This window comes from Alteromonas sp. BZK5, assembly GCF_014349115.1.
Taxonomy (GTDB): Bacteria; Pseudomonadota; Gammaproteobacteria; order Enterobacterales; family Alteromonadaceae; genus Alteromonas; species Alteromonas macleodii.
On record NZ_JACSOE010000001.1, the window covers coordinates 42,453 to 64,946 of the forward strand.

Below are 22,494 nucleotides of genomic sequence, written 5' to 3' on the forward strand. Positions count from 1 at the left end.
CTAAAGAAAAGGTTAAGTAAATGAGTAGAGGGTTTGAGCTTCATTCTAAATACAAGCCAGCAGGCGACCAGCCAAAAGCAATAGAAGCTTTGGTGGATGGCCTAGAAAGTGGCTTGGCCGGCCAAACACTGCTTGGTGTTACGGGGTCGGGTAAAACCTTTACCATGGCTAATGTCATTAAAGAAGTGCAGAGACCAACGCTTATTCTTGCACATAACAAAACCTTAGCGGCTCAGCTTTACGGTGAGATGAAAGAGTTCTTCCCCAATAACGCCGTAGAGTACTTCGTTTCATATTACGATTATTATCAGCCAGAAGCCTACGTTCCAAGTACCGATACCTTTATTGAGAAAGACGCGTCAATCAATGATCATATTGAACAAATGCGACTGTCCGCAACTAAAGCGTTGATGGAGCGCAGAGACGTAGTCATTGTAGCGAGTGTGTCGGCTATTTATGGTTTGGGGGACCCTGAATCCTACATGAAGATGCTATTGCATCTTCGCCAGGGCGACACCATGGACCAACGTGACATTTTACGTCGCCTTGCAGAACTGCAGTACAAGCGTAACGATTTAGCGTTTGAAAGGGGTACATTTCGTGTGCGTGGCGATGTTATAGATATTTTCCCTGCGGACTCTGAAAAGCAAGCCGTAAGGGTCGAGCTTTTTGACGATGAGATAGATAAAATTAGTCTGTTCGACCCGCTAACCGGGGCTGTCGATAAGTCAGTTATTCGAGCAACGGTTTTTCCTAAAACGCACTATGTAACCCCTCGAGAGAAAATCCTCAATGCTATTGAGCATATCAAGGAAGAACTTGGCGATCGCAAAAAGCAACTTCAAGAGGCGAATAAGCTGATTGAAGAGCAGCGTATTTCACAGCGCACCCAGTTCGATATCGAAATGATGATGGAGCTTGGCTATTGTTCTGGGATCGAGAATTACTCTCGCTATCTTTCAGGAAGAGCACCGGGCGAACCACCTCCAACCTTATTGGACTATTTTCCAGCAGATGGCCTAATGTTTATCGACGAGTCTCACGTAACTGTCTCTCAAGTAGGGGCAATGTATCGCGGGGATCGCTCTAGAAAAGAGACCTTGGTGGAGTTTGGTTTCAGGCTGCCGTCGGCGTTGGACAATCGTCCGCTTAAGTTTGAAGAGTTTGAACAGATTTGCCCCCAAACCATCTATGTTTCTGCGACGCCAGGCGATTATGAATTAAAGAAAACTGACGGTGAGATAGTAGAGCAGGTTGTGCGTCCAACGGGTCTGCTAGACCCTGTTATTGAAGTACGTCCTGTAGCCACTCAGGTTGATGATGTCTTGTCTGAAATTCAAAAGCGGGTAGAGCTTGACGAACGTGTGCTTATTACTACCTTAACCAAGCGTATGGCTGAAGATTTAAGCGAGTATTTAAATGAGCACGGCGTTAAAGTTCGTTATCTGCATTCGGATATCGATACCGTAGAGCGAATTGAAATAATCCGAGACTTGCGACTGGGTAAATTCGACGTGTTGGTAGGTATTAACCTTTTACGTGAAGGTTTAGATATGCCGGAAGTGTCACTGGTGGCGATTTTAGATGCCGATAAAGAAGGCTTTTTGCGAGCCGAGCGTTCATTAATTCAGACTATTGGTAGAGCCGCGCGTCACGTGAATGGTAAAGCTATTTTGTACGCTGACAGTATTACCAAGTCGATGAAAAAAGCGATGGACGAGACTGAACGCCGTCGTGAGAAGCAAATGGCGCATAATGAGGCAAATGGTATAACGCCGATGCGACTTAACAAGCCTATTACCGATATTATGGACTTAGGCGACAGCGCGCACCCTGCGTCTGGAAAAGTCAGACTGCGCAAAGTTGAAGAGAAGAAGAAGCAACAGAAAACAGCAAGTGCTACTGAATTAATGGACCAAATCACGGAGCTTGAAAAGCAAATGTTTGAATATGCGCGTGAGCTTGAGTTTGAAAAAGCAGCATCATTGCGTGACGATATTGAAGCACTTCGAAAGCAAGTTGTTACACTCTCTTAAAAATGACGATGTGTCCCGCTAGCTGAGGCTGTATGTGGGTTCTTTCCGTATAAAACCGGATAACTCACTACAGCACTTTTCCTTTTGATGTAAGAAAATCCCCCTTTTTTCCTGTGGACAATACGACTTGACGTCAGTTTTTGGGTAGCACAAAACTCAAATTTTTAATAAAAAATGAGATGAAAAGCCGCAAAATGTCGTTGTAATAGCACAATTAGTTGAATATAGTTCTAAGTTGAGTATCGATAATTATACCTATAAACAGGTGCTAATATGCTTAATCGTCTTCAGGAGTCAGATATAAAGCTACTGCGTGTGTTTTACGCTGTAGCGAGCTGCAACGGATTTACTGCGGCAGAACCCGTGTTGCGTATGCAACGACCCAACATCAGTGCAGCCATCAAAAAACTGGAAGAACGTTTAGATTTGGTGTTATGTCATCGCGGTCGTGGTGGCTTTCAAATGACAAAAGAGGGTGAGGTGGTTTTCCAAGAAACCAAACGCATCTTTAATGCCTTCGACAACTTTGTCTTCAATCTGAAATCGCTGCATGATGACTATTCTGGTCATATCACTTTGGTCTTGATGGCTGGTCTTCCGCTTTCTATGCACTTAGCCGTAAGTAAAGCGGTTAAAAGTACAATGAAGAAGTTTGACGATATTCACGTTAATATCCAAACTCGTTTATACAATGAAGTTGAGCATGTCGCTCTATCTGGTGAGTGCCACCTCGTTGTTTCAACCTATGACATGGTCAAACCGGAATCAGTAACTTTTCATCCTGTCGGCATCAAAACTGAAGGGCGATTGTACTGTGCGCCTACACACCCTCTGGCAAAGTATCGTGATACTGATTTACCAGAAGGCGTAAAAATTGGTGATTATCCTGCCATTGGTATTTCTGGATTGTCGTCGGCAAATTACATTGAAGATGAAACCAGATTATCGATTCAAACTTTTTCAGACTCATTTGATGCAGCGATGTCTGCGATTATGACCGGCGAATATGTTGGTTTGCTGCCAGACTATATGGCGAAAGAGCAGGGCGCTGCACTTGGGCTCGTACCTATTGCAAAAGGGAGCTTATTTAAATTTAGTCACGAACTGTTTGTAATGAATGGAAAAAATACGCGATTAAACCCAGTATTACGTCACTGTATTAAAGAATTGAGCTACTTCATTTCAGAGAGTCAAAAGTAGTAGCAGCAAGCACCTGCGATCACACCTCTTATTGTTTATAAATGCTTGGATTAAAGCGTTTATAAACAATAAGAGGTGTTTTTATTTCAGATTACGCTATTCGTATTCTAGAGGATCGACGGCGTTATTTTCCTTGAACGCCTCTAAGCGCTCTTCGCACGCACCGCATTTTCCGCATGCTTTTTCTCTGCCGTTGTAACAGGTCCACGTTTGGCCGTAATCCAGTCCCATTGACAGACCATCGGTCAAGATAGCGGTTTTGCTGTCGTCGATATAAGGCGTCATAATCGTAACCGGTGTATAATTCGCAATGCCGCACACATCATTCATTTTATGAACAAACTCAGGGCGGCAGTCTGGGTAAATGGCGTGATCGCCAGAGTGAGCGCCATAGTAAACTTCGTTAGCGTCTAAACTGACCGCGTAGCCAACGGCCAGCGATAACAAAATCATGTTGCGATTGGGCACCACGGTTTGTTTCATGCTTGGCTCTTCATAGTGGCCTTCTGGAACTTCGATATCTGAGGTTAACGCTGAACCCCCTATGAGCGTATTTATGGCGCTAATATCTACAATTTTGTGGGGAACGTTAAGCGAATTACACACGTTGGCAGCATAATCGAGTTCTTTCTTGTGGCGTTGTCCGTAGTTAAAGCTCAGTGCATGAACTTTTTTGCCTGCTTTTAGCGCCTTATGCAGCACTGTGAAGGAGTCCATGCCTCCTGAATAGATAACAACAACGTTTTCTGACATAGTTTTTCGAAGATTTAAGAAATTATGCCCGAATTTTATGTGATCCTTGGTAAAATCCCAACATACAATCGTTAAAGGGTGTCAAATTGTCTGTAATGTCCACATTAAACATCAATGAGATGTTTGAAACTATCCAGGGTGAAGGTGCTCACACTGGTATTCCCTCTATCTTTGTTCGTTTACAAGGCTGTCCTGTGGGCTGTCCATGGTGTGATACAAAACATACGTGGGAAATTAAGCCTGACTTGAGTGTGTCGCCACAAGCTGTGATCACAAAAGGCGAAGAGTCTGAAACCTATTTCATCTCCAGTGAGGAGGCTTTGCTGGCTGAGTTTGGGAAACAAGGCTATGTGGCAAAGCATGTGGTTATTACCGGCGGTGAGCCATGTATGTACGACCTACGTCCTCTGACGAGCCTACTTCACGACAACGGATACACAACACAAATAGAGACCAGCGGTACTTTTGAGGTACTTTGTGACACGCGTACGTATGTGACGGTTTCTCCTAAAATAAACATGAAAGGCGGATATGACGTCTTAGTAAGTGCGCTTGAAAGAGCGAATGAAATCAAGCACCCCATCGCAATGCAAAAGCATATTGACGAGCTTGATGCGCTGCTTGCTAATGTATCGTCATTAGACGGAAAACAGGTTTGTTTACAACCAATTAGCCAGCAAAAGAGAGCCACAGAACTTGCAGTGCGTACTTGTATTGAACGTAACTGGCGGCTATCTTTACAAACACATAAATACATTGGTATTGAATAAGTGTTTGAAATGCGCCGCCTTTGTGGCAAACACGTCTTGCGCTTAAGTATTCAAATTAACAAAGGACATAAAGAAGATGCATAGCTTTAATCTGCTAAAAAAAGCCGTGATAGCGGCCGTCGCTTTATGTTCTTTTACTGCTGCATCAATGGTTGAGGCCGCTACTTGGACAATCACTTATCCGCGTCCGATTGACGACTCAGATGCCCGTGCTCAATATCCGATAGCACTGCTTAAACTTGCGCTCGATAAAACCGGCGTAAATTATGAGCTACGCCCTTCTGATCGTATATTGCTGACGGGCAAAGCGATGCGTCAGCTGCGTGAAAACAGAGAAGTTAACGTAGTATGGAGTATGACGGACAGCCAGCGCGAGAAGGAACTGACCCCCATTCGTATTCCAATCGCAAAAGGGCTTATAGGTCTTCGTGTTTTCGTTATTAACGAAAATAAAAAGACGAAGTTCGACGATGTCTTATCGCTGACCGACATGCGTAAACTTATACCCATTCAGGGTGAAGAATGGCCGGACACCAAAATTCTTCAAGCCAACGGGTTTAACGTGTTTACTGTGCCTGAGTTTCGCGAAGCGTATGACATGATTAAACAAGGTAAAGGAGACTTCTTTCCTCGTTCTGTTATGGAAGTGGACGCAGAGCTGGAGGTGGAAGGTCGTCGTAACAACCTTTACCTTGAGCCTTCAATGGCGCTGTATTACCCCACAGCTATGTATTACTTTGTAAGTTCAAGTAATAAGACGTTAGCGAATCTTATTGAAACAGGCCTTAACAGAGCCATTGAAGATGGCTCTTTTGATGCGTTATTTGAATCTACGTACGCCCCAATCTTAGCGTCTTTAGGGGTTAATGAGCGTAAAATTTTCACTCTCGAAAATCCGTTATTACCCATTGAGACCCCTCTTACTAATTCTGCTTTATGGTATAAACCAAAAACAGAAGCTTCAAAAGAATAAATAGACAATAAAAAACGCGGCTTAGGCCGCGTTTTTTTTAAATGTTAGCTCTGCTTGTACGATTGTCTATTAAGACTCGCCAGCGTGGACGCCTTTCATCGAACGGCCAGAAGGATCTGCGTTGTTTTTAAAGCTCTCATCCCACTCAAGTGCTTCTGCTGTACTACACGCAATAGATTTACCGCCTGGCACACAGCGCGCCGCACTTTCTTGAGGAAAGTAGCTCTCGAAAATAGTGCGGTAGTAGTAGCCTTCTTTGGTGTCTGGTGTGTTAACTGGGAAGCGGAATTCCGCTGTTGCAAGTTGCTGATCAGTCACTTCGTTTTCAACGAAATCGCGAATTGAATCAATCCACGAATAACCTACACCATCACCAAACTGCTCTTTTTGGCGCCACAGTACTTCTGCTGGAAGGGTTTCTCCGTTATCAAACGCTTTACGAAGGATCCACTTCTCCATTTTTCCATCTAGACACATTTTGTCTTGTGGGTTTAAACGCATAGCTACGTCAATGAAGTTCTTATCTAAGAATGGAACACGAGCTTCTACACCCCATGCCGATGTGGCTTTGTTAGCACGCGCACAGTCAAACATATGTAGACGATCAAGTTTACGTACCGTTTCTTCGTGGAATTCTTTGGCGTTTGGCGCTTTATGGAAATACAGGTAACCACCAAAAATTTCATCAGAACCTTCACCCGATAGCACCATTTTAATGCCCATCGCTTTAATCTTGCGTGTCATTAAGTACATTGGAGTAGCGGCGCGGATCGTTGTTGTATCGTAGGTTTCCAAGTGATAGATAACATCACGGATGGCATCTAAACCTTCTTGAATGGTAAAGTGAATTTCATGGTGTACGGTGCCAATCATGTCGGCCACTTTCTTCGCTGCCTTAAGGTCAGGTGCTCCTTCAAGACCCACAGCAAAACTGTGCAGGCGAGGCCACCATGCATCTGTCTTGTCTTCGTCTTCAACGCGCTTTGCAACGTACTGCGCAGCGACAGCTGAAACCAGTGAAGAGTCCAAGCCGCCCGATAGAAGTACAGCGTATGGAACGTCAGACATCATGTGTGACTTCACAGCTTTCTCGAATGCTACACGTAGCTCTTCTAGGTTGCTGGTGTTGTCTTTTACGTTGTCGTATTCCATCCAGTCGCGTTTGTAGTACTTGGTAATTTTACCTTCTTTGCTCCACAGGTAGTGGCCAGGAGGGAACTCACTGATTGTCTTACATACGCCTGCTAACGCTTTCATTTCAGATGAAACATAGAAGTTACCGTGTTCATCGTAACCGGTATAAAGCGGAATAATACCAATATGGTCGCGGGCAATAAGGTAAGCGTCTTGTTCTTCATCGTATAGAATGAACGCAAACATACCCTCTAGTTCATCGATAAAGTCGATGCCTTTTTGCTGAAAAAGCGGAAGAATAACTTCGCAATCAGAACGGGTTTTAAATGGGTACGGCTCATCTAGATTAGCAGCAAGTTGCTTGTGGTTGTAAATCTCGCCGTTAACGGCAAGAATTTGTTTATCGTTTTGGCTGATAAGAGGCTGCGCCCCTGTATCAACGTCGACAATCGCCAATCTTTCGTGACAAAGAATGGTATTGTCATTATTCCAGATACCCGACCAGTCAGGGCCACGGTGGCGCAAAAGTTTTGATAAATCGAGGGCTTGGGTTCTGAGTTCAGACACATCGGTTTTGATATCAAGGATACCGAAAATACCACACATATAACGGATTCTCTCTGTTCACTTGTTGAAAAAAATAATAGAAGTTTTTTCTGTCGGTACTCGCGTACGAGTGGGCGATGATTTGTTGTTATTCTTATTCGCGTGCCCCTGAATGTGCCAGTCTGACAGGAAATTGCAAGTACATTATGATGAGAAAATGGAAATTCTTATTCCATTTATCCCAAAATAGCCGTTTATTAACATTTTTATCCTAATTCCATGCAAAGGTAAGCTTATGAATGCGGTAAGCAGTGCTTAATATAGAGGGAAGTGAGTTCAAATGTAGAGGGTAGTAAATTAATGCGGGTCAATAAAAAAGGGTTTCACGAAGAAACCCTTTATTAACGATAAAGAAGACGCGGCCTTCTTTGCGTTTTTACGTCAAGGTGATTTAGTTTTGGCGCTGGAACTCGCTTGCTTCATTCCACTTCGGCCAAGCCTCTGCATTTGCAACACCTACACCCACATCAAACAGCATTTGTGTGTCTTGCACGATACCGCTTAAATCCCAATCGTCACGATACTGATCGCACACTTGATGATAACAGCCCGTAACAATGACATTCATACGTTTTCTGTATTTGGCTGTCTCTTCATCTGCTGGTTCATTTCCGCCTTCAGCGTACAGTGCTGGAACACCTTGCTTGGCAAAGCTGAAGTGATCTGAGCGGTAGTAGTACCCAGCTTCTGGTCTGTCTTCCTGAGTCAGTGTACGGCCTTGCTTAGCCGCAGCGGCTTCAAGATAGTCTTCCATTTCTGACTTACCCATGCCTACAACGGCAACGTTTTTGGTTTTACCTAATACGTTCATTGCGTCCATGTTGATATTAGCAACCGTATTTTCAATCGGAATAACAGGATTGCTTGCATAATATTTACTGCCTAACAGCCCTTGCTCTTCAGCAGTTACTACTAAAAATGATACAGAGCGTTTTGGTGCAGGCGTCAACTCTGAGTATGCTTTGGCCATGGCTAGAATAGCCGCAGTGCCCGTCGCATTATCATGAGCGCCATTATAGATTTGGTCGCCTTCTTTGCTCTCGTCTTTACCTAAATGATCCCAATGTGCCGTGTAGATAATATGCTCATCAGGAAACTCTGCGCCCGGCAGAGTCGCGATAACGTTGTTGCTCTCTGACTTTTTGAAGGTGTTGTTAACCGTAACCGATGCTTTGATATCCATTGCTTTGTTGTAAGGACCTTGCATGGCGTTTGCTTTCTCTTGGTCAAAGTCGAGCCCTGCATCAGCAAACACTTTTTTCGCCGCATCTAACGTTAACCAACCTTCAACAGCCACACGGCTTGCTCCTTTGTCGGCACTTACTAGGCCGTACTGCGGACCGCTCCAGCTGTTAGCAACAACTGACCAGCCGTAAGAGGCAGGGGCTGTTTCGTGAACAATAATGGCGCCAGCAGCGCCCTGACGGCTCGCTTCTTCATATTTGTAGCTCCAACGACCGTAGTAGGTCATCGTTGTGCCTTGAAACTTACCACTTTCTGGATTTTCAAATCCCGGGTCATTAATTAGCATGACGACGGTTTTGCCTTCAACATCTAACCCTTCGTAGTCGTTCCAGTCGTACTCTGGTGCATTCACACCATAGCCAACGAAGACTAATTCTGAATCTTCAAGGGAAACTGAGCTCTGTTCTCGCTTGGAAGAGGCAACCATTTGCTCTTTATACGCGAAGTTATTGTCGCCAATAGTCATGGTCATATCTGGGTCAGCAGTAATTTCCATAAGGGCTACTTTTTGTAAAAAGCTATCCCCGTTACCCGGTTTAAGCCCCGCTTTGGTAAATTCACTAACTAAGTATTCAATGGTTTTCTTTTCGCCTTCAGTCGTCGGTAAACGGCCCTCAAACTCATCTGAAGACAGTACCTTTAATGGCTCGCGAATATCGGCGTCTGAAATATTGTTGTAAACACTGTCAAAGTTAGACGCCACAGGCATCTCTTTTTTCGCAGACTGATCTTGTGACGCGCTGTCGTTGTTAGGTGTGCAAGCACTTACGCCCAGAAGGGTAGGTACAAGCAATGGCAAAAACATTTTTTTCATTGTTAGTCTCTGTTTGCTCTACAATACTTGCTCAGTATAGAGAAAACCCCAGAGCGAACCAATAGTTGATATGCAATCAGACTCAATCCCTTTCCGTAAAGACTACTTAAAAAAACACGCAAGTTATCCTGTAACCATTCTTTTAGATGAACTCGGTTTAACGAGTCATAGTAAGTTTCCATCTCCTGATGTGCTTAATGAACTTACATCTATATATCACAAGCAATGGACGGGGCCTGTATTTAAAGGACAGAGTCAGTTTTCAGAAGATGAACAGCGTTACTATGAAACGATTATTAGTGAAGATGGGGTTGTCCCTACCAGAGAGCAAAGCTGGCACGATTTGTTTAATGCACTGATCTGGCTGCAATTTCCCAAAACAAAATCCTTATTAAATGAGCTGCATATAAGCGATATCGAGGCGTACGGCGTAAACCCTCGCACCGCACGTCGCAATCGGATTACCCACTTTGATGAATGTGGCGTGGTGCTGGCGATAGAAGAGCCCAGACCAAGTGGCGTTGAATCGCTAGAAGTTTTCCTACAGCAACTGGCCACCCATGAATGGGAACAGGTATTTCTAGCAAATCGAGGGCGTTGGCATGCTGAAGTAACGCCCTATGTATTTGGGCATGCGAATTTAGAAATGATGCTGAACCCGTTTATTGGGCTTACTGGAAAGTGGCTCGCGGTTTCAGTGCCTCAAGGATTTAGTGAGCTCGATAAATGGCAACAACGCGCCGTACTCGACGATGCAATGTCAGCCCGAATTTCAGCACTCGATGCTTTTCAGGTCACACCACTCTTAAAGCCCCTTCCTTTGTTAGGCGTGCCTTTATGGCATTCACCGCAGGATGCGAAGTTTTATCAAAATAAAGATTATTTCAGGCCGTTACGACAAGGGTCTAAGCCAACGAAACAGCTGCCGCTGTGGGTGTAATACCATATATGGTATAATGATACTTCGTGTGACGACAAAAGCGGCAATGATGCTATTCATGGGTAGTGAAAGAAATGAAAGGGTGCGTCTTTTTAAAGTAAGGCTGCGCGGCCAGTTTATAGAAACGCTGTACTAAAACACGGTAATCACAAACATTATATTCATAACTACTGTATTAATAGCACAGCGCACTTTTCGTATAGTGGGCGCGTTACATTCGCAAGGTTAATTAGAACAAGGCGAGGGCAATCAACCAGATGCCGTAGATAACAATATAAGGTGCACTTGCAATTAATGCCGCTTTTTTAAGAGAAAAGGCGGTCCATTGAGTAATGCCTACGGTGGCTAAATAAATGCCCCAGAATAGCTCTACCCTTAACGCCTGGCCGAAAGCGTACCAAGGCGAGTCCATCGGGATATTCGCAATATACCCAAGAGACGCTGGCGATAAAATTGATGGCGCTACTTGATGGTCGCCTGCGAACAACAGCAAAGCAACACCCACCAAACCAGTAAGCACATAAGGCATTGAAAGCCACCAAGCGAAACCATACCAGTCAGTAAAGCCATACACATGGCTGTCGTCAGAACGGGTCATTAAATTCACGTACACGGCGTAAATGGCGTTTACGATAATAGGAATAAAAAAGGCACCTATAACCGATGACCAAAGCAAAGCATCCCTGGTGAAGAAGGCCTTCATTTGCTCTTCTTCTGCCGGACTCATATCCCCTTGCGCGGCAATATTCATCTGAGCGAACCATTCAATGTCAACGAAGTTTACATACAAGTACTGGGAAACAAGCGAAATTGCCATGATCAATATAAATGGCATCCAGCTCCAATTGTTGTTTTCACCTACTGCTTTAAATACGCCATTAGGCTTGAAGAAAATATCGTTACACGCTTGAAAGGGGTTCGTTACATTGTGCATCCCTTGCTCCTATTTCGTTTTTCTTATTACTCTGGCTCTGGGTAAAGCCATGAGTCATTGTTAGCTTGCCAACAGGCAGGCAATAAATTGAGTTATAGATTACTGTTGGCTACAGGTGTTGTACAGCACAACATCTTGATATTTGTAAGAGAAAATGAATTTATTGAAAGGTTATAAATAAAAAAAGGGAAGCGTTCGCTTCCCTTTACGTAATACTGCTGATTGCTGCTCTATCTTTGGTGATTTTCTATGTCCTCTCAAAACGCGCCGCAAGACCTTACAAATAAGTAATATTAAGCAGTGTCAAAACTATGGTGCTATACAACAGCGAAATAGGCAGTCCAATTTTTATAAAATGCGAAAACTTATAATTCGCCGCATTATAAACAAGCAAGTTGGTTTGATAGCCGAATGGTGAAATAAAACTGGCACTTGCTGCAAATGCTACCGCTAACGCAAATGGCAATAGCGGTGCGCCAATGATTTGCACTAACCCGTAGGCAAACGGGAACATTAGTGCCGCAGCAGCGTTGTTGGTAACGAACTCTGTTAAAACCAGTGTTAGCAAGTAGATGACTAACAATGCTATGAACCAGTCAGTACCCGACAACACTGGCATAAGTGCCTCGGTGGTTATATTTATAACCCCTGAATTTTCTAATGCGGTTGCCAGGCTTAGCGCGCCCACAATCACTACAATCAAATTCAACGGTAAATTTCGCTTCATTTCGCCGTTTGACGTTACCCTTACGCCAATTAGCACAGCGGCTAAAAACAGCAGACCAATAGCCAGTGAAATGACATTAGTTGCAGCCAATAACACCGTGGAAAGAAAGCCGCCAAGGGTAATCCACTCTTGCTTGTTGGTTAGTGGGCGGGCGATTTTTTGCTCTGACAAAATAAAAAAGTTTTTATTTAAATTTTGACGAGTCGCAAAGTCTGGGCCTGTAGCTAAAAGTAAGAAGTCACCTGCTTGAAGCTTAATTTCTCCTAACTTGCCTGACAGCTGCTCTCCATCGCGGCGAATGGCTACAACAGCCGCATCAAATAGGGCTCTAAAGCCAAGCTTTTTAATGGTTTGCCCAATAATTTGAGCGCGATTGGCAACAACTACCTCGGTTAAGCTCTCACGCAATACCCCATCGGTCTCAGCAAACATGCTTAGCCCCTTTATGTGGCTAAGGTTATCAAGCTTTTGAACGTTGCCAGAGAAGATCAGTTTGTCGTTTTCCAGAATGACCAGGTCAGGCCCAACAGGAGATATCAGGTTGCCATTGCGCACCACTTCTACCAAAAAGAGTTCTGGTAAGTTACGTAAATGGTTTTGTTCTACGGTTTTGCCTATGAGCTCTGAACCAGACTCCACTTCGGCTTCAACCATATACTCGTGATAGTTATTACTCTTATTGCCAATATGAGGTAGCAAAGGCAGTAGCAAAAACATGAGAAGACCACAGCTTAAACCCGCTACGGTGCCATAAAGTGTGAAGTCAAAAAAGTTAAAGCCTGGATGCCCGTGCTCTTGCAAAAAGCTGTCTACGATTAGGTTGGTAGACGTACCGATTAAGGTGACCGTACCGCCTAAGATAGCTGCGTATGAGAGCGGGATCAGTAATCGAGAGGCAGGATGATATTGGTTTTGCTTAATTGGACCAATAAGGCTTGCCACAATAGCAGTATTGTTCAAAAGCGCAGACGATAAAAAGGTCAGTGAAAACAAGCGCCAATAGGATTGAGTAAAGTTAGCACTTACTAGTTTCCTACCTAGGCGTTTTATTAACGCTGTTTTATCAATTGCACTGCTTACCAAAAGCAACAAAACAAGGGTAATAAGACCCTTGTTTGTTAAATTTAGCAAGATGTCATCAAGAGATAACTGCTGGGTAACCAGTAAAGCTAACACTGCACCAGAAAACACAGTGGAAGGGCGCTGATTGGTAAAGATCAGCGCGCATATCGTACCGGCAAATACTGCCAGTACGATGAACTGGGTCACATCCATATTGCTCCAGTCCTGCTTAAAGTTTACTGATATCCACAGAGTTCCAATGCGGGAAGTGCTTGCGTACTAGTGCATTGAATTCAAGCTCGAACTCAGAGAAGTTTGGTGATGTATGCTGTGCGTCACCCGCAATTTCGTCAATGATCATACCTGCACCAACGGTTCCGTTGGTCAAGCGATCTATGACGATGAATGAACCGGTAGGGCGGTTGCGCTTATACGGGTCGCAGGCAACAGGTTGAGTAAACTTAACGTCTACTACACCAATCTCGTTAAGATTTAAGTGCATGGCATCCGTTTCTTCCAGCGTGTTCACATCAATTTGATTATCGATATGAGCAACTACCCCTGGCGTTGATTTAGTCGCGAACTTAAACAAGTATTGCTTGTTTGGCATTAGCGGCTCTTCAGACATCCACACAAGGTGAGTTTTAAATTGCGTGTTAAGCAGTGGCAAGTTGTCTGATTTTACAATCATATCGCCACGAGAGATGTCAATTTCATCTTCTAGCGTTAACGTTACTGCTTGAGGTACATAAGCGCGCTCTTGGTCGCCTTCAAACGTAACGACTTGCTTCACCTTTGATTTCTTACCAGAAGGAAGTGCCGTTACTTCATCACCAGGTGCAACTTGGCCAGATACCACGGTACCCGCAAAGCCGCGGAAATCTAAGTTAGGGCGGTTAACGTATTGTACAGGGAAGCGAAAATCTTCTAAGTTATCGTCTTCACCAATTTCAATGTTTTCCAACATTTCCATAAGTGGCGTGCCGTCAAACCATGGTGTCTTTTCGCTCTTGCCTACTACGTTGTCGCCTTCAAGTGCTGAAATAGGTACGAACTGAATGTCAGGAATATCAAGCTGCTCAGCAAACTTCAGGTAGTCTTCCTGAATTTGCTTGTACACTTCTTCTGAATAGTCCATCAAGTCCATTTTGTTGATAGCAACAATAACGTGTTTTATACCTAGAAGAGAAACCAGGAACGAGTGACGTTTCGTTTGTACCTTAACGCCGCCGCGAGCATCAACAAGAATAATAGCAAGGTCGCACGTTGACGCACCGGTTACCATGTTACGGGTGTACTGCTCGTGCCCCGGAGTATCTGCGATAATAAACTTACGCTTGTCAGTAGAGAAGTAGCGGTATGCTACGTCGATAGTAATCCCTTGCTCACGCTCAGACTGAAGACCGTCTACAAGAAGGGCAAGGTCAACTTTCTCGCCGGTAGTGCCCACTTTTTTACTGTCTTTAGTGATAGCTGCAAGTTGGTCTTCATAAATCATTTTAGAATCGTGAAGCAAGCGACCAATTAGGGTACTTTTACCGTCGTCTACGCTACCGCAGGTAAGGAAACGTAGCATGTCTTTCTTTTCGTGTTGTTCTAGGTAAGACAGAATGTCCTGTCTCAATAATTCGTTTTCATTGTTCATGTTATGCGCTCACAAGGAAAAAGGGGTTTAACACAGACTCTTTTTGGTTGTACGTAAGAGCGTCAGCGTTGTCATCTAATGGGTTTTCAGGGTCAAGTACGGTGACGTTTGCGCCTGCTGCGAGTGCGACTGCGTGCGCTGCACCTGTATCCCATTCAGATGTTGGGCCTAATCGAGGGTAAAGATGTGCTTCGCCCTCAGCCACCAAGCAAAGCTTCAGTGAGCTGCCCATCGCCACAAGCTCGGTTTCACCTTTAAGCTGTGCCAATAAATTCTGAATTTCTGGGCTTTGGTGAGAACGACTACCTACCACTTTCCACACTTCGGCACCATCGTGCTTGCGCGCAGAAATCGCGGTAAATTCGCCATTTACTTCAGTCCACGCACCTTCACCAACAATACCTACATAGCTTTTGTTTAGTGCTGGCGCGTAAACCACACCCATGGTCGGTTTACCGTTTTCGATAAGTGCAATATTTACCGTAAACTCACCGTTTTTCTTAATAAACTCTTTAGTGCCGTCTAGCGGGTCTACCAGCCAGTATGACGACCACGTTTTGCGCTCTTCCCATGAAATATCTGCTGACTCTTCAGAAAGAATCGGCAGGTCAGATTCAGCTTCAAGGGCGTTAACGATTACGTTATGTGCGGCAAGGTCAGCTTCTGTTAGCGGGCTGGTATCCTGCTTTTCATAAATGGCGAAGTCTTTCTCGTAAATGGCCATTATCTTATCGCCGGCTTCTTTGGCGATAGCTAGCACTTTCTGTGCAAGACTATTTAAAGGCTGTGTCATTACACCAATCCCTTTTCTTGAAGCAAAGCATACAATCGCTCAGCGGTTTGCTCTGCTGGTTCATCCTGATAGGTTAAGTGTACTTCTGGCGCTTCAGGTGCTTCATAGGCTGAATCAATACCTGTGAAGTCCTTAATTTCACCGCTACGCGCTTTCTTGTATAGCCCTTTCGGGTCGCGTTTTTCACACACTTCAAGAGGTGTATCGATAAACACTTCTACAAACTCTCCGTCTTCCATTAAGCTGCGGCAATAATCGCGGTCGGCTTTGAAAGGCGAAATAAAAGCGGTAAGCACAATGGTACCGGCATCGACAAAAAGTTTAGCGACTTCGCTAATGCGGCGAATGTTTTCAACGCGATCTTTATCGCTGAAACCTAAATCGCCACACAGACCGTGGCGCACGTTGTCGCCGTCAAGCAGATAGGTGTGCTTGTTCTGCTCGTGAAGCTTTTTCTCAAGCAGGTTGGCTAATGTCGATTTACCAGAGCCGCTTAAACCCGTTAGCCAGAATACACGAGGCGTTTGACCAAGCTTTTCAGAGCGGGTGGTCTTGTTTACTTCGTGTTTATGCCAAACAACGTTGTCGGTGGCCATTAGAAGTACCCTTCCATTTTCTTCTTCTCCATAGAGCCTGCGCTGTCATGGTCGATAACTCGGCCCTGACGTTCAGACGTCTTGGTAAGCAGCATTTCTTGGATAACTTCAGGTAGGGTAGCTGCTTCTGATTCTACCGCACCGGTAAGTGGGTAACAGCCAAGAGTACGGAAACGCACAGAGCGCATCTCTGGTACTTCACCTTCTTCTAGCGGCATACGGTCGTCGTCAACCATAATAAGAACGCCGTCGCGCTCAACGACAGGGCGAGGCTTAGAAAGGTAAAGTTGCGGAATATCGATGTTTTCTAGGTAGATGTATTGCCAGATATCTAGCTCAGTCCAGTTAGACATTGGGAATACACGAATGCTTTCGCCTTTATTAACCTGAGAGTTATAAATATTCCAAAGCTCTGGACGCTGGTTTTTTGGGTCCCAGCGGTGGTTGCTGTCGCGGAATGAGTAAACACGTTCTTTGGCACGTGATTTTTCCTCGTCGCGTCGAGCGCCACCAAATGCCGCATCGAACTTATATTTGTTCAGTGCTTGCTTAAGTGCTTGGGTTTTCATGATGTCAGTATGTTTTGCTGAACCGTGGCTAAATGGGCCAACGCCAGCTTCAACACCTTCTTCATTGATGTGAACAAGCAAATCAAAACCGTGCTTCTTAGCTTGTTCGTCACGGAACTTAATCATTTCACCAAACTTCCACGTGGTATCTACGTGTAATAGTGGGAAAGGAATTTTGCCGGGCGCGAACGCTTTACGGGCAAGATGAAGCAGTACAGAAGAGTCTTTTCCTACAGAGTAAAGCATAACTGGGTTTTCAAACTCAGCAGCAACCTCACGGAAAATCTGGATACTCTCGGCTTCGAGTTGTTTCAAATGCGTTACAGACGGGATACTAGCAGTCATTTTGAAGTCCGAATTTTATGTTATATACAAAAAAGTTATATATGGGTTATTTTTCTGCATAGAACGATAACATATTTAATTTCAAAAGTAGTATGCGATTTTGCTATTTAAAATAGCTATCTTATTCCATTAAATAAAACTGTCATGCAATTGAAGCATAAGCCACTTTTTTCAAGGTCTATAAAAAGAAAAAAGCCCTGCAGATTGATGATAAACCCCTCTTTTTTCGGAGGGGTTTATTTTTTCTAGCAGCCGAAGGCTGCGATCGCGATATTTTTTAATAAGGCGTTTTTGTTTTAGTGTTGAGCTCTTAGAGGGCAATAAGTGAGTCATTTACTCGATTAGCGGGTTTGCGAGCGAGATTTGAGGGTATTTAGGCTTATACAGCCTTGGCTAAGGCCATTTTCTTCATGTTTTGACATGCAGCGGCTAGCAGACACTGCATCGAGACCTTACTGAGTCCGCGATAGCGACAGTATCGATGTCCGTGGTGTTGTTTTGCATCTGCGAAGCTTCGTTCTACCGTTTCAGCTCGCCTTCGATATTGCTTCTTCCCCCATTCACTTAATCTGACTTCGTTTGCGTTCTCGACACTCTTCTGCCAGACATGGCGCGTTATAACTTTTGTGTGATTCTTACTGTTTGTACATTGCTTACGAACGGGACAGCTTATGCATTGCTTCGCATCAGAGTGATACTGGCGGTAGCCTTCGCGGTTAGTGGTGTTGTAAGCAATAACCTGGCCTTGGGGGCATGTGTATGTATCAGATTCTGTGTCGTATACATACTCGCGTTTAGCGAAGTAGCCTTTCTTTTTCGTAGGGCGACGATACCCCATTACACCAATCAGTTGTCGCGCTTCGAGGTGATGACACACCGCGGCGGTGAAGTAGCCCGCGTCGAGACCAACGGCAATATGGTTGAGTTTGAAGGTGTCTCTAGCTCTATCAATACGCGCAATGATAGGTTGGCTATCGTGAACATTTCCTGGTGTCGCGTGTGTATCAACGATAATACCGTGACGCCCATCTACGATGCGATGGTCTAGGTAGAAGAAGCCCTTGGGCTTCTCATCGCGCACCATAAAACCACTATCAGGGTCAGTGCGGCTGACTTTCGTAGGCTTCGTGCAAGGCTTGTCTTCCTTACACTTCAGGGGCTTTTTTCCCTCTAACTCCCTGTCTTTGGTTACTGCTTCGTTTAGCTGTTCCACATAAGCTGACGGTGTCACCTTCAAGTCTTTTATGTCGAAGCGTTTCTTGTTGGCGTTCGCTTTTAAGTGCGTGCTATCGGCAAACAAACTCTTACCACCAATGAGTCCTTGCTTCATGGCCTGACGCACAATGTTGTCGAAGATAACCTGATAGATATCGCTGTCTTTAAAACGCTTGATGCGGTTTTGACTCAGCGTGGAATGGTGAATCACATCTTCCGTCAATCCCATACCTAAGAACCAGCGATACGCCACATTTACTTGTATCTCTTTAATGAGGCGTCGCTCACTACTGATACCAAATAAATAACCGAGAAACAGAATTTTAAAAAAGCGTACGGGGTCAACCGAAGGGCGACCGTTATTCTGACAATATAGATGAGCCACCTCATCGCGGATAAACTCAAAATCTATCGCCATATCAATTAAACGAACCAAGTGGTCTTCTGGTACCAGTTCATTGATATATACGGTTTCAAACTCGTATTGTTGTGGGGACTTTGGGGTTAGCATGGTGAACACTCCGAATTTCACTATGCCTATTAGATCAAAGCCCCAGACTTTCGTCTAGGGCTTTTTCAACAGTCTGCCTGTTTAATAATATAAACAGGGCTTGTTATTCACTTTCGTTGCGAATGACTTATTTCGTATCGTTCGCTTACCTTTCACTCAATTTAGTCTGGAAAGCGTCGAACGTATCGACCACACCTTCTCTTGGCGAACCAGATTTACTTAAAATCATGATGGTTAAGCTAGATAAAATAAACCCAGGGACAATTTCGTACATCCAGTCACCAAGCTTTTGGCCGCCGATTTCAATAGGAAGATAAATCCACAGTAACACCGTCACTGCACCAACGATCATACCTCCTAAAGCAGCACGGCGAGTCATTTCACGCTTAAACAGGCTAAATAGTACAAGCGGTCCGAAGGCTGCACCAAAGCCAGCCCAAGCATTACTTACAAGCGTTAAAATGGTGCTGTCTCTATCATAAGCTAGATAGATTGCTACAAGCGCGACAACTACTACGCTGACTCGACCAGCAATGACGAGCTCGCCATCTGACGCATCACGTCTTAGGAAGGCTTGATAAAAGTCACTGGTTAGTGAACTTGAGGTTACCAACAGCTGAGAAGAAATAGTACTCATGATCGCCGCTAAAATCGCAGCGAGCAGGAAGCCACCGATGAGCGGGTGGAATAGAATTTGAGATAAGTAGATGAAGACGGTTTCTGGATCGATTTCGTTTCCGTTACCTGTTACATAGGCAAGGCCGAAAAGCCCCGTCATTAACGCACCAATAATCGACACAATCATCCAACTCATACCGATATTGCGCGCAGTTGGTATATCTTTAACAGAACGTATCGCCATAAAACGCACAATGATATGAGGCTGACCAAAATAACCTAGGCCCCATGACATCAGTGAAACAATGCCTATTACGCTTAGTGCTTCATTGGTAGACGCATCCATAAATGCATCGAAAAGCGCCGGATTAATGGTATCTAAGGCGTCAATTGACGCGCCGATTCCACCCAACTCGCTAATAACAACGGCAGGTACCATAATGAGAGATACAAACATGATGCACCCCTGAACGAAGTCGGTCATGCTTACTGCCATGAAACCGCCTACGAGGGTATAAGCTACGACGACACCCGCGGTAACGTATAAGCCAGTCTCATAAGTTAATCCAAATGATGTCTCAAAGAGCTTTCCGCCAGCTACCACACCAGAAGAGGTGTAAAGCGTAAAGAAGACAACGATAACCACAGAGGCTATAACACGCAATAAACGCGTGTTGTCAGCGAAGCGATTTTCAAAATAGTCGGGGAGGGTAATGGAGTTGTTGGCTACTTCAGTGTAAACGCGAAGGCGTGGAGCAACTAACATATAATTTGCCAGAGCACCGAGTGTCAAACCAACGGCAATCCAGCCAGCAGATAAGCCTGATACATACATTGCACCGGGTAAGCCCATGAGCATCCATCCGCTCATATCCGATGCACCTGCTGAAAGCGCGGTTACCGCGGGGCCTAGTTGGCGGCCGCCAAGCATATAGCCTTCTACGTTGGTGTCTGTCTGCCGATAAGCGAAAAGGCCTATCCCTAACATTACAACAAAATACAAACCCAACGAGATTATCGTGCCAGTAGCCATATAAATTCCCTATGTTTTTTCTTTCATGCTAACACCTATGACATAGAGTCTCTATGTCAGTCAGCGACCTTGCATGTTTTCTATACGGTAATTCGTAAATAAAGTTTGGCGAAAGGTTAAATTGGAAAAGATGCAACGCGCGCTCGACCTTCTCTTTTGGCTCTGTAGAGAAGCTCATCACACATCTTGATAATGGTGTCTAGGTTGGTTTCTCCGTTGACGTCTAACAGACCCGAAGAAAAACTCACGGAAAACATTTCTTTTGTATTGCTCCAGTGTTTCTGGCGAGAAAGCGCGAAATTCAGCTCGTCCAGAATTCGCTTAGCAGACCTTTGGTCGGAGTCGGAAAAGTAAATCAAAAACTCTTCGCCGCCATATCGGCAGAGCTTGTCTGACTTACGAATTCGGTTTTTGATAATCTGCGTAAAGGTAGTCAACACTTCATCACCGACAACGTGGCCGTATTTGTCATTAATCTTTTTAAAGTTGTCGACATCAAGTAGAGCAATACAGGACGCCTTATTGCCTTTCAGTGCTTTTTTCAAACTGTTTAGCATAGCTCGTCGCGTGAGAGCACCGGTAAGTGAGTCACGCTCAGCTAGCAAGTCGCTCTGTCGTTTTGAAATCCATAGCCATAGTGCAAGAATGATGAGAATTGTGATAATCAATGCAAAAATGGTGGTTTTCATTGCTTCTTTGTCGGTAGAAAGGCCATCTTTTTCACTTCTGAGCACAGTGAGTTCTTTTTGTCGATATCGCGCTAACTCGATATCTTTCGCAATACCGTCGGTAAACGAAGAATTTGACAACTTGAATTGCTCAGTGTTTTTTTCAACAAGAAGCCTATTGTAGGTTTTCGAATGCTCATATGCTTTTTCGTAGTCACCCGAAGCATCGTAAAGCCTAGAAAGCTCCCGCTCTAACCTAAGCTTGATTTTTTCTTTAAAACCCGAATTTGGAATAGTAGCCAGAACGATATTGCGGTAACGCTGAAGGGAGTCTTGAAATTTAGCATCATCGTTCAATACCGCTGCGTAAAGTGCATCTGCGTAAGCTGAAAGCTCCTCAGTTCTTTGTTTTACCTCTGTGGTATCAAGCTGCCTGATTTGCGTCATGACTTCTTGCGCTAGCAGTTCATATCCTTCGCTTTTTTGAAACACTACTACACGAAGTCTTTGGACATACGTCAACAACTTTTCGTGCACTGACGTTACTGTGGACAAATGCTCTATTGCGTCGTTTGACATAGCCAATGCTTCTTCAAACTTATTTTGAATTAACAATGAATCGATGGCCGAGAAGTAGGCCCAAGTTTTTACCATGGTGTTGTTATCTTGCGTTTTACTTTCAATGATCTCTTTTGAGTGGAAAAATGCTCTGCTTGGAACGAAGAGTTCCAGATAAGCACCTCTCAGCCAATCATGTGCAATTACGTTTGATAACGCATTTTCTAAGCTTTTGTCTGATGAGTATCGAGGAAGGTGCGGTAACGCATATTCGATTTCATTAATTGCTTGTATTGGGTTCGCAAGGGTGAGTTCCATCGCTAACCATATGCTAGCTATAGCAGTGGCTCGTCGACTCCCAGTTTCTAGCGCTTCTCGCTGCAAACGGCGCAGTTCAGGAACAGAATAATTTACTCTATGGTCAGAGCCTTTAAAATCATTTACCGCTCTAGCATAAATGTAATATGCCTTCGCAGCAGCAAAAAGCTCAGGTTTAATTGTCTTAAGCTCTTGCCAATGCTTATCTAATAGAGGCTCTTTGACGAAAAGTGGGATTCTCGGCGAGTCAGCATCATTCGCAGTATAAGTGGCCAACAAGTGTCTAAATATCACGCCTTCACTTTGCGTGTCATTCTGCAAACCGGCGCTCGTTAACATAGCAATGATATTCTCATTGCTCACCTCGCTAGGTGTATTCCAATGATAAATTGTCGTTGCAGCTATATGACTATAATTATCAAGTTTTTTTA

At 44.4% G+C, this 22,494-nt stretch carries 17 protein-coding genes; 5 read left to right on the forward strand and 12 right to left on the reverse strand.

Annotated elements, in window-relative coordinates:
- Positions 1-20 precede the first annotated feature (20 nt).
- Both uvrB and BIZ39_RS00195 read left to right on the forward strand, forming a co-directional pair.
- Entirely contained in the window at positions 21-2,036 is a 2,016-nt protein-coding gene (uvrB, locus tag BIZ39_RS00190) for an excinuclease ABC subunit UvrB (RefSeq protein WP_014948785.1), read from the forward strand.
- A 273-nt stretch (positions 2,037-2,309) separates the two neighbouring features.
- Positions 2,310-3,236: a LysR family transcriptional regulator gene (locus BIZ39_RS00195; protein WP_014948786.1), complete on the forward strand. Its 927-nt coding sequence runs from the start codon at positions 2,310-2,312 to the stop codon at positions 3,234-3,236.
- A gap of 96 nt (positions 3,237-3,332) precedes the next feature.
- Here BIZ39_RS00195 and queC read toward each other — a convergent pair whose 3' ends face one another.
- Positions 3,333-3,989: a 7-cyano-7-deazaguanine synthase QueC gene (queC, locus tag BIZ39_RS00200; RefSeq protein WP_014975995.1), complete on the reverse strand. Its 657-nt coding sequence runs from the start codon at positions 3,987-3,989 to the stop codon at positions 3,333-3,335.
- Between the two features lie 95 nt (positions 3,990-4,084).
- Here queC and queE point away from each other — a divergent pair, with 95 nt between their 5' ends.
- Entirely contained in the window at positions 4,085-4,759 is a 675-nt protein-coding gene (gene queE / locus BIZ39_RS00205; RefSeq protein ID WP_014948788.1) for a 7-carboxy-7-deazaguanine synthase QueE, read from the forward strand.
- Between the two features lie 76 nt (positions 4,760-4,835).
- Entirely contained in the window at positions 4,836-5,732 is an 897-nt protein-coding gene (locus BIZ39_RS00210; protein WP_014975996.1) for an amino acid ABC transporter substrate-binding protein, read from the forward strand.
- Positions 5,733-5,801: 69 nt separating this feature from the next.
- On the opposite strand, the gene asnB is transcribed toward BIZ39_RS00210, so the two are convergent.
- Positions 5,802-7,472, reverse strand: coding sequence for an asparagine synthase B (gene asnB, locus BIZ39_RS00215; protein ID WP_014948790.1), 1,671 nt, complete (start codon positions 7,470-7,472; stop codon positions 5,802-5,804).
- 391 nt (positions 7,473-7,863) lie between these two features.
- Positions 7,864-9,531, reverse strand: a complete 1,668-nt coding sequence (locus tag BIZ39_RS00220; protein ID WP_014975997.1) for a M28 family metallopeptidase — start codon at positions 9,529-9,531, stop codon at positions 7,864-7,866.
- A gap of 70 nt (positions 9,532-9,601) precedes the next feature.
- Between BIZ39_RS00220 and BIZ39_RS00225 the strand changes: the two genes are divergently transcribed.
- Positions 9,602-10,471, forward strand: coding sequence for a DUF3025 domain-containing protein (locus BIZ39_RS00225; protein ID WP_187446089.1), 870 nt, complete (start codon positions 9,602-9,604; stop codon positions 10,469-10,471).
- Positions 10,472-10,700: 229 nt separating this feature from the next.
- Here BIZ39_RS00225 and BIZ39_RS00230 read toward each other — a convergent pair whose 3' ends face one another.
- The 9 genes from BIZ39_RS00230 to BIZ39_RS00270 form a co-directional block, all read right to left on the reverse strand.
- Positions 10,701-11,405: a YIP1 family protein gene (locus BIZ39_RS00230; protein WP_014948793.1), complete on the reverse strand. Its 705-nt coding sequence runs from the start codon at positions 11,403-11,405 to the stop codon at positions 10,701-10,703.
- A 277-nt stretch (positions 11,406-11,682) separates the two neighbouring features.
- Positions 11,683-13,407 carry an SLC13 family permease gene (locus BIZ39_RS00235; RefSeq protein WP_187446090.1) on the reverse strand — a complete coding sequence of 575 codons (1,725 nt, stop codon included), beginning with the start codon at positions 13,405-13,407 and terminating at the stop codon, positions 11,683-11,685.
- A gap of 16 nt (positions 13,408-13,423) precedes the next feature.
- Positions 13,424-14,839 (reverse strand): sulfate adenylyltransferase subunit CysN, encoded by a 1,416-nt coding sequence (cysN, locus tag BIZ39_RS00240; protein WP_014948795.1) that lies wholly within the window; start codon positions 14,837-14,839, stop codon positions 13,424-13,426.
- A 1-nt stretch (position 14,840) separates the two neighbouring features.
- Positions 14,841-15,632: a 3'(2'),5'-bisphosphate nucleotidase CysQ gene (gene cysQ, locus BIZ39_RS00245; RefSeq protein ID WP_014975999.1), complete on the reverse strand. Its 792-nt coding sequence runs from the start codon at positions 15,630-15,632 to the stop codon at positions 14,841-14,843.
- Positions 15,632-16,228, reverse strand: coding sequence for an adenylyl-sulfate kinase (gene cysC / locus BIZ39_RS00250; protein ID WP_014948796.1), 597 nt, complete (start codon positions 16,226-16,228; stop codon positions 15,632-15,634). Before cysC ends, cysQ begins: the two co-directional genes overlap by 1 nt.
- Positions 16,228-17,142, reverse strand: a complete 915-nt coding sequence (cysD, locus tag BIZ39_RS00255; protein ID WP_014948797.1) for a sulfate adenylyltransferase subunit CysD — start codon at positions 17,140-17,142, stop codon at positions 16,228-16,230. Before cysD ends, cysC begins: the two co-directional genes overlap by 1 nt.
- Before the next feature lie 379 nt (positions 17,143-17,521).
- Entirely contained in the window at positions 17,522-18,868 is a 1,347-nt protein-coding gene (locus BIZ39_RS00260; protein WP_061439450.1) for an IS1182 family transposase, read from the reverse strand.
- A gap of 145 nt (positions 18,869-19,013) precedes the next feature.
- Entirely contained in the window at positions 19,014-20,519 is a 1,506-nt protein-coding gene (gene putP, locus BIZ39_RS00265; RefSeq protein ID WP_039233331.1) for a sodium/proline symporter PutP, read from the reverse strand.
- A 116-nt stretch (positions 20,520-20,635) separates the two neighbouring features.
- Positions 20,636-22,384: a GGDEF domain-containing protein gene (locus BIZ39_RS00270; RefSeq protein WP_262385671.1), complete on the reverse strand. Its 1,749-nt coding sequence runs from the start codon at positions 22,382-22,384 to the stop codon at positions 20,636-20,638.
- Between the last annotated feature and the right edge of the window lie 110 nt (positions 22,385-22,494).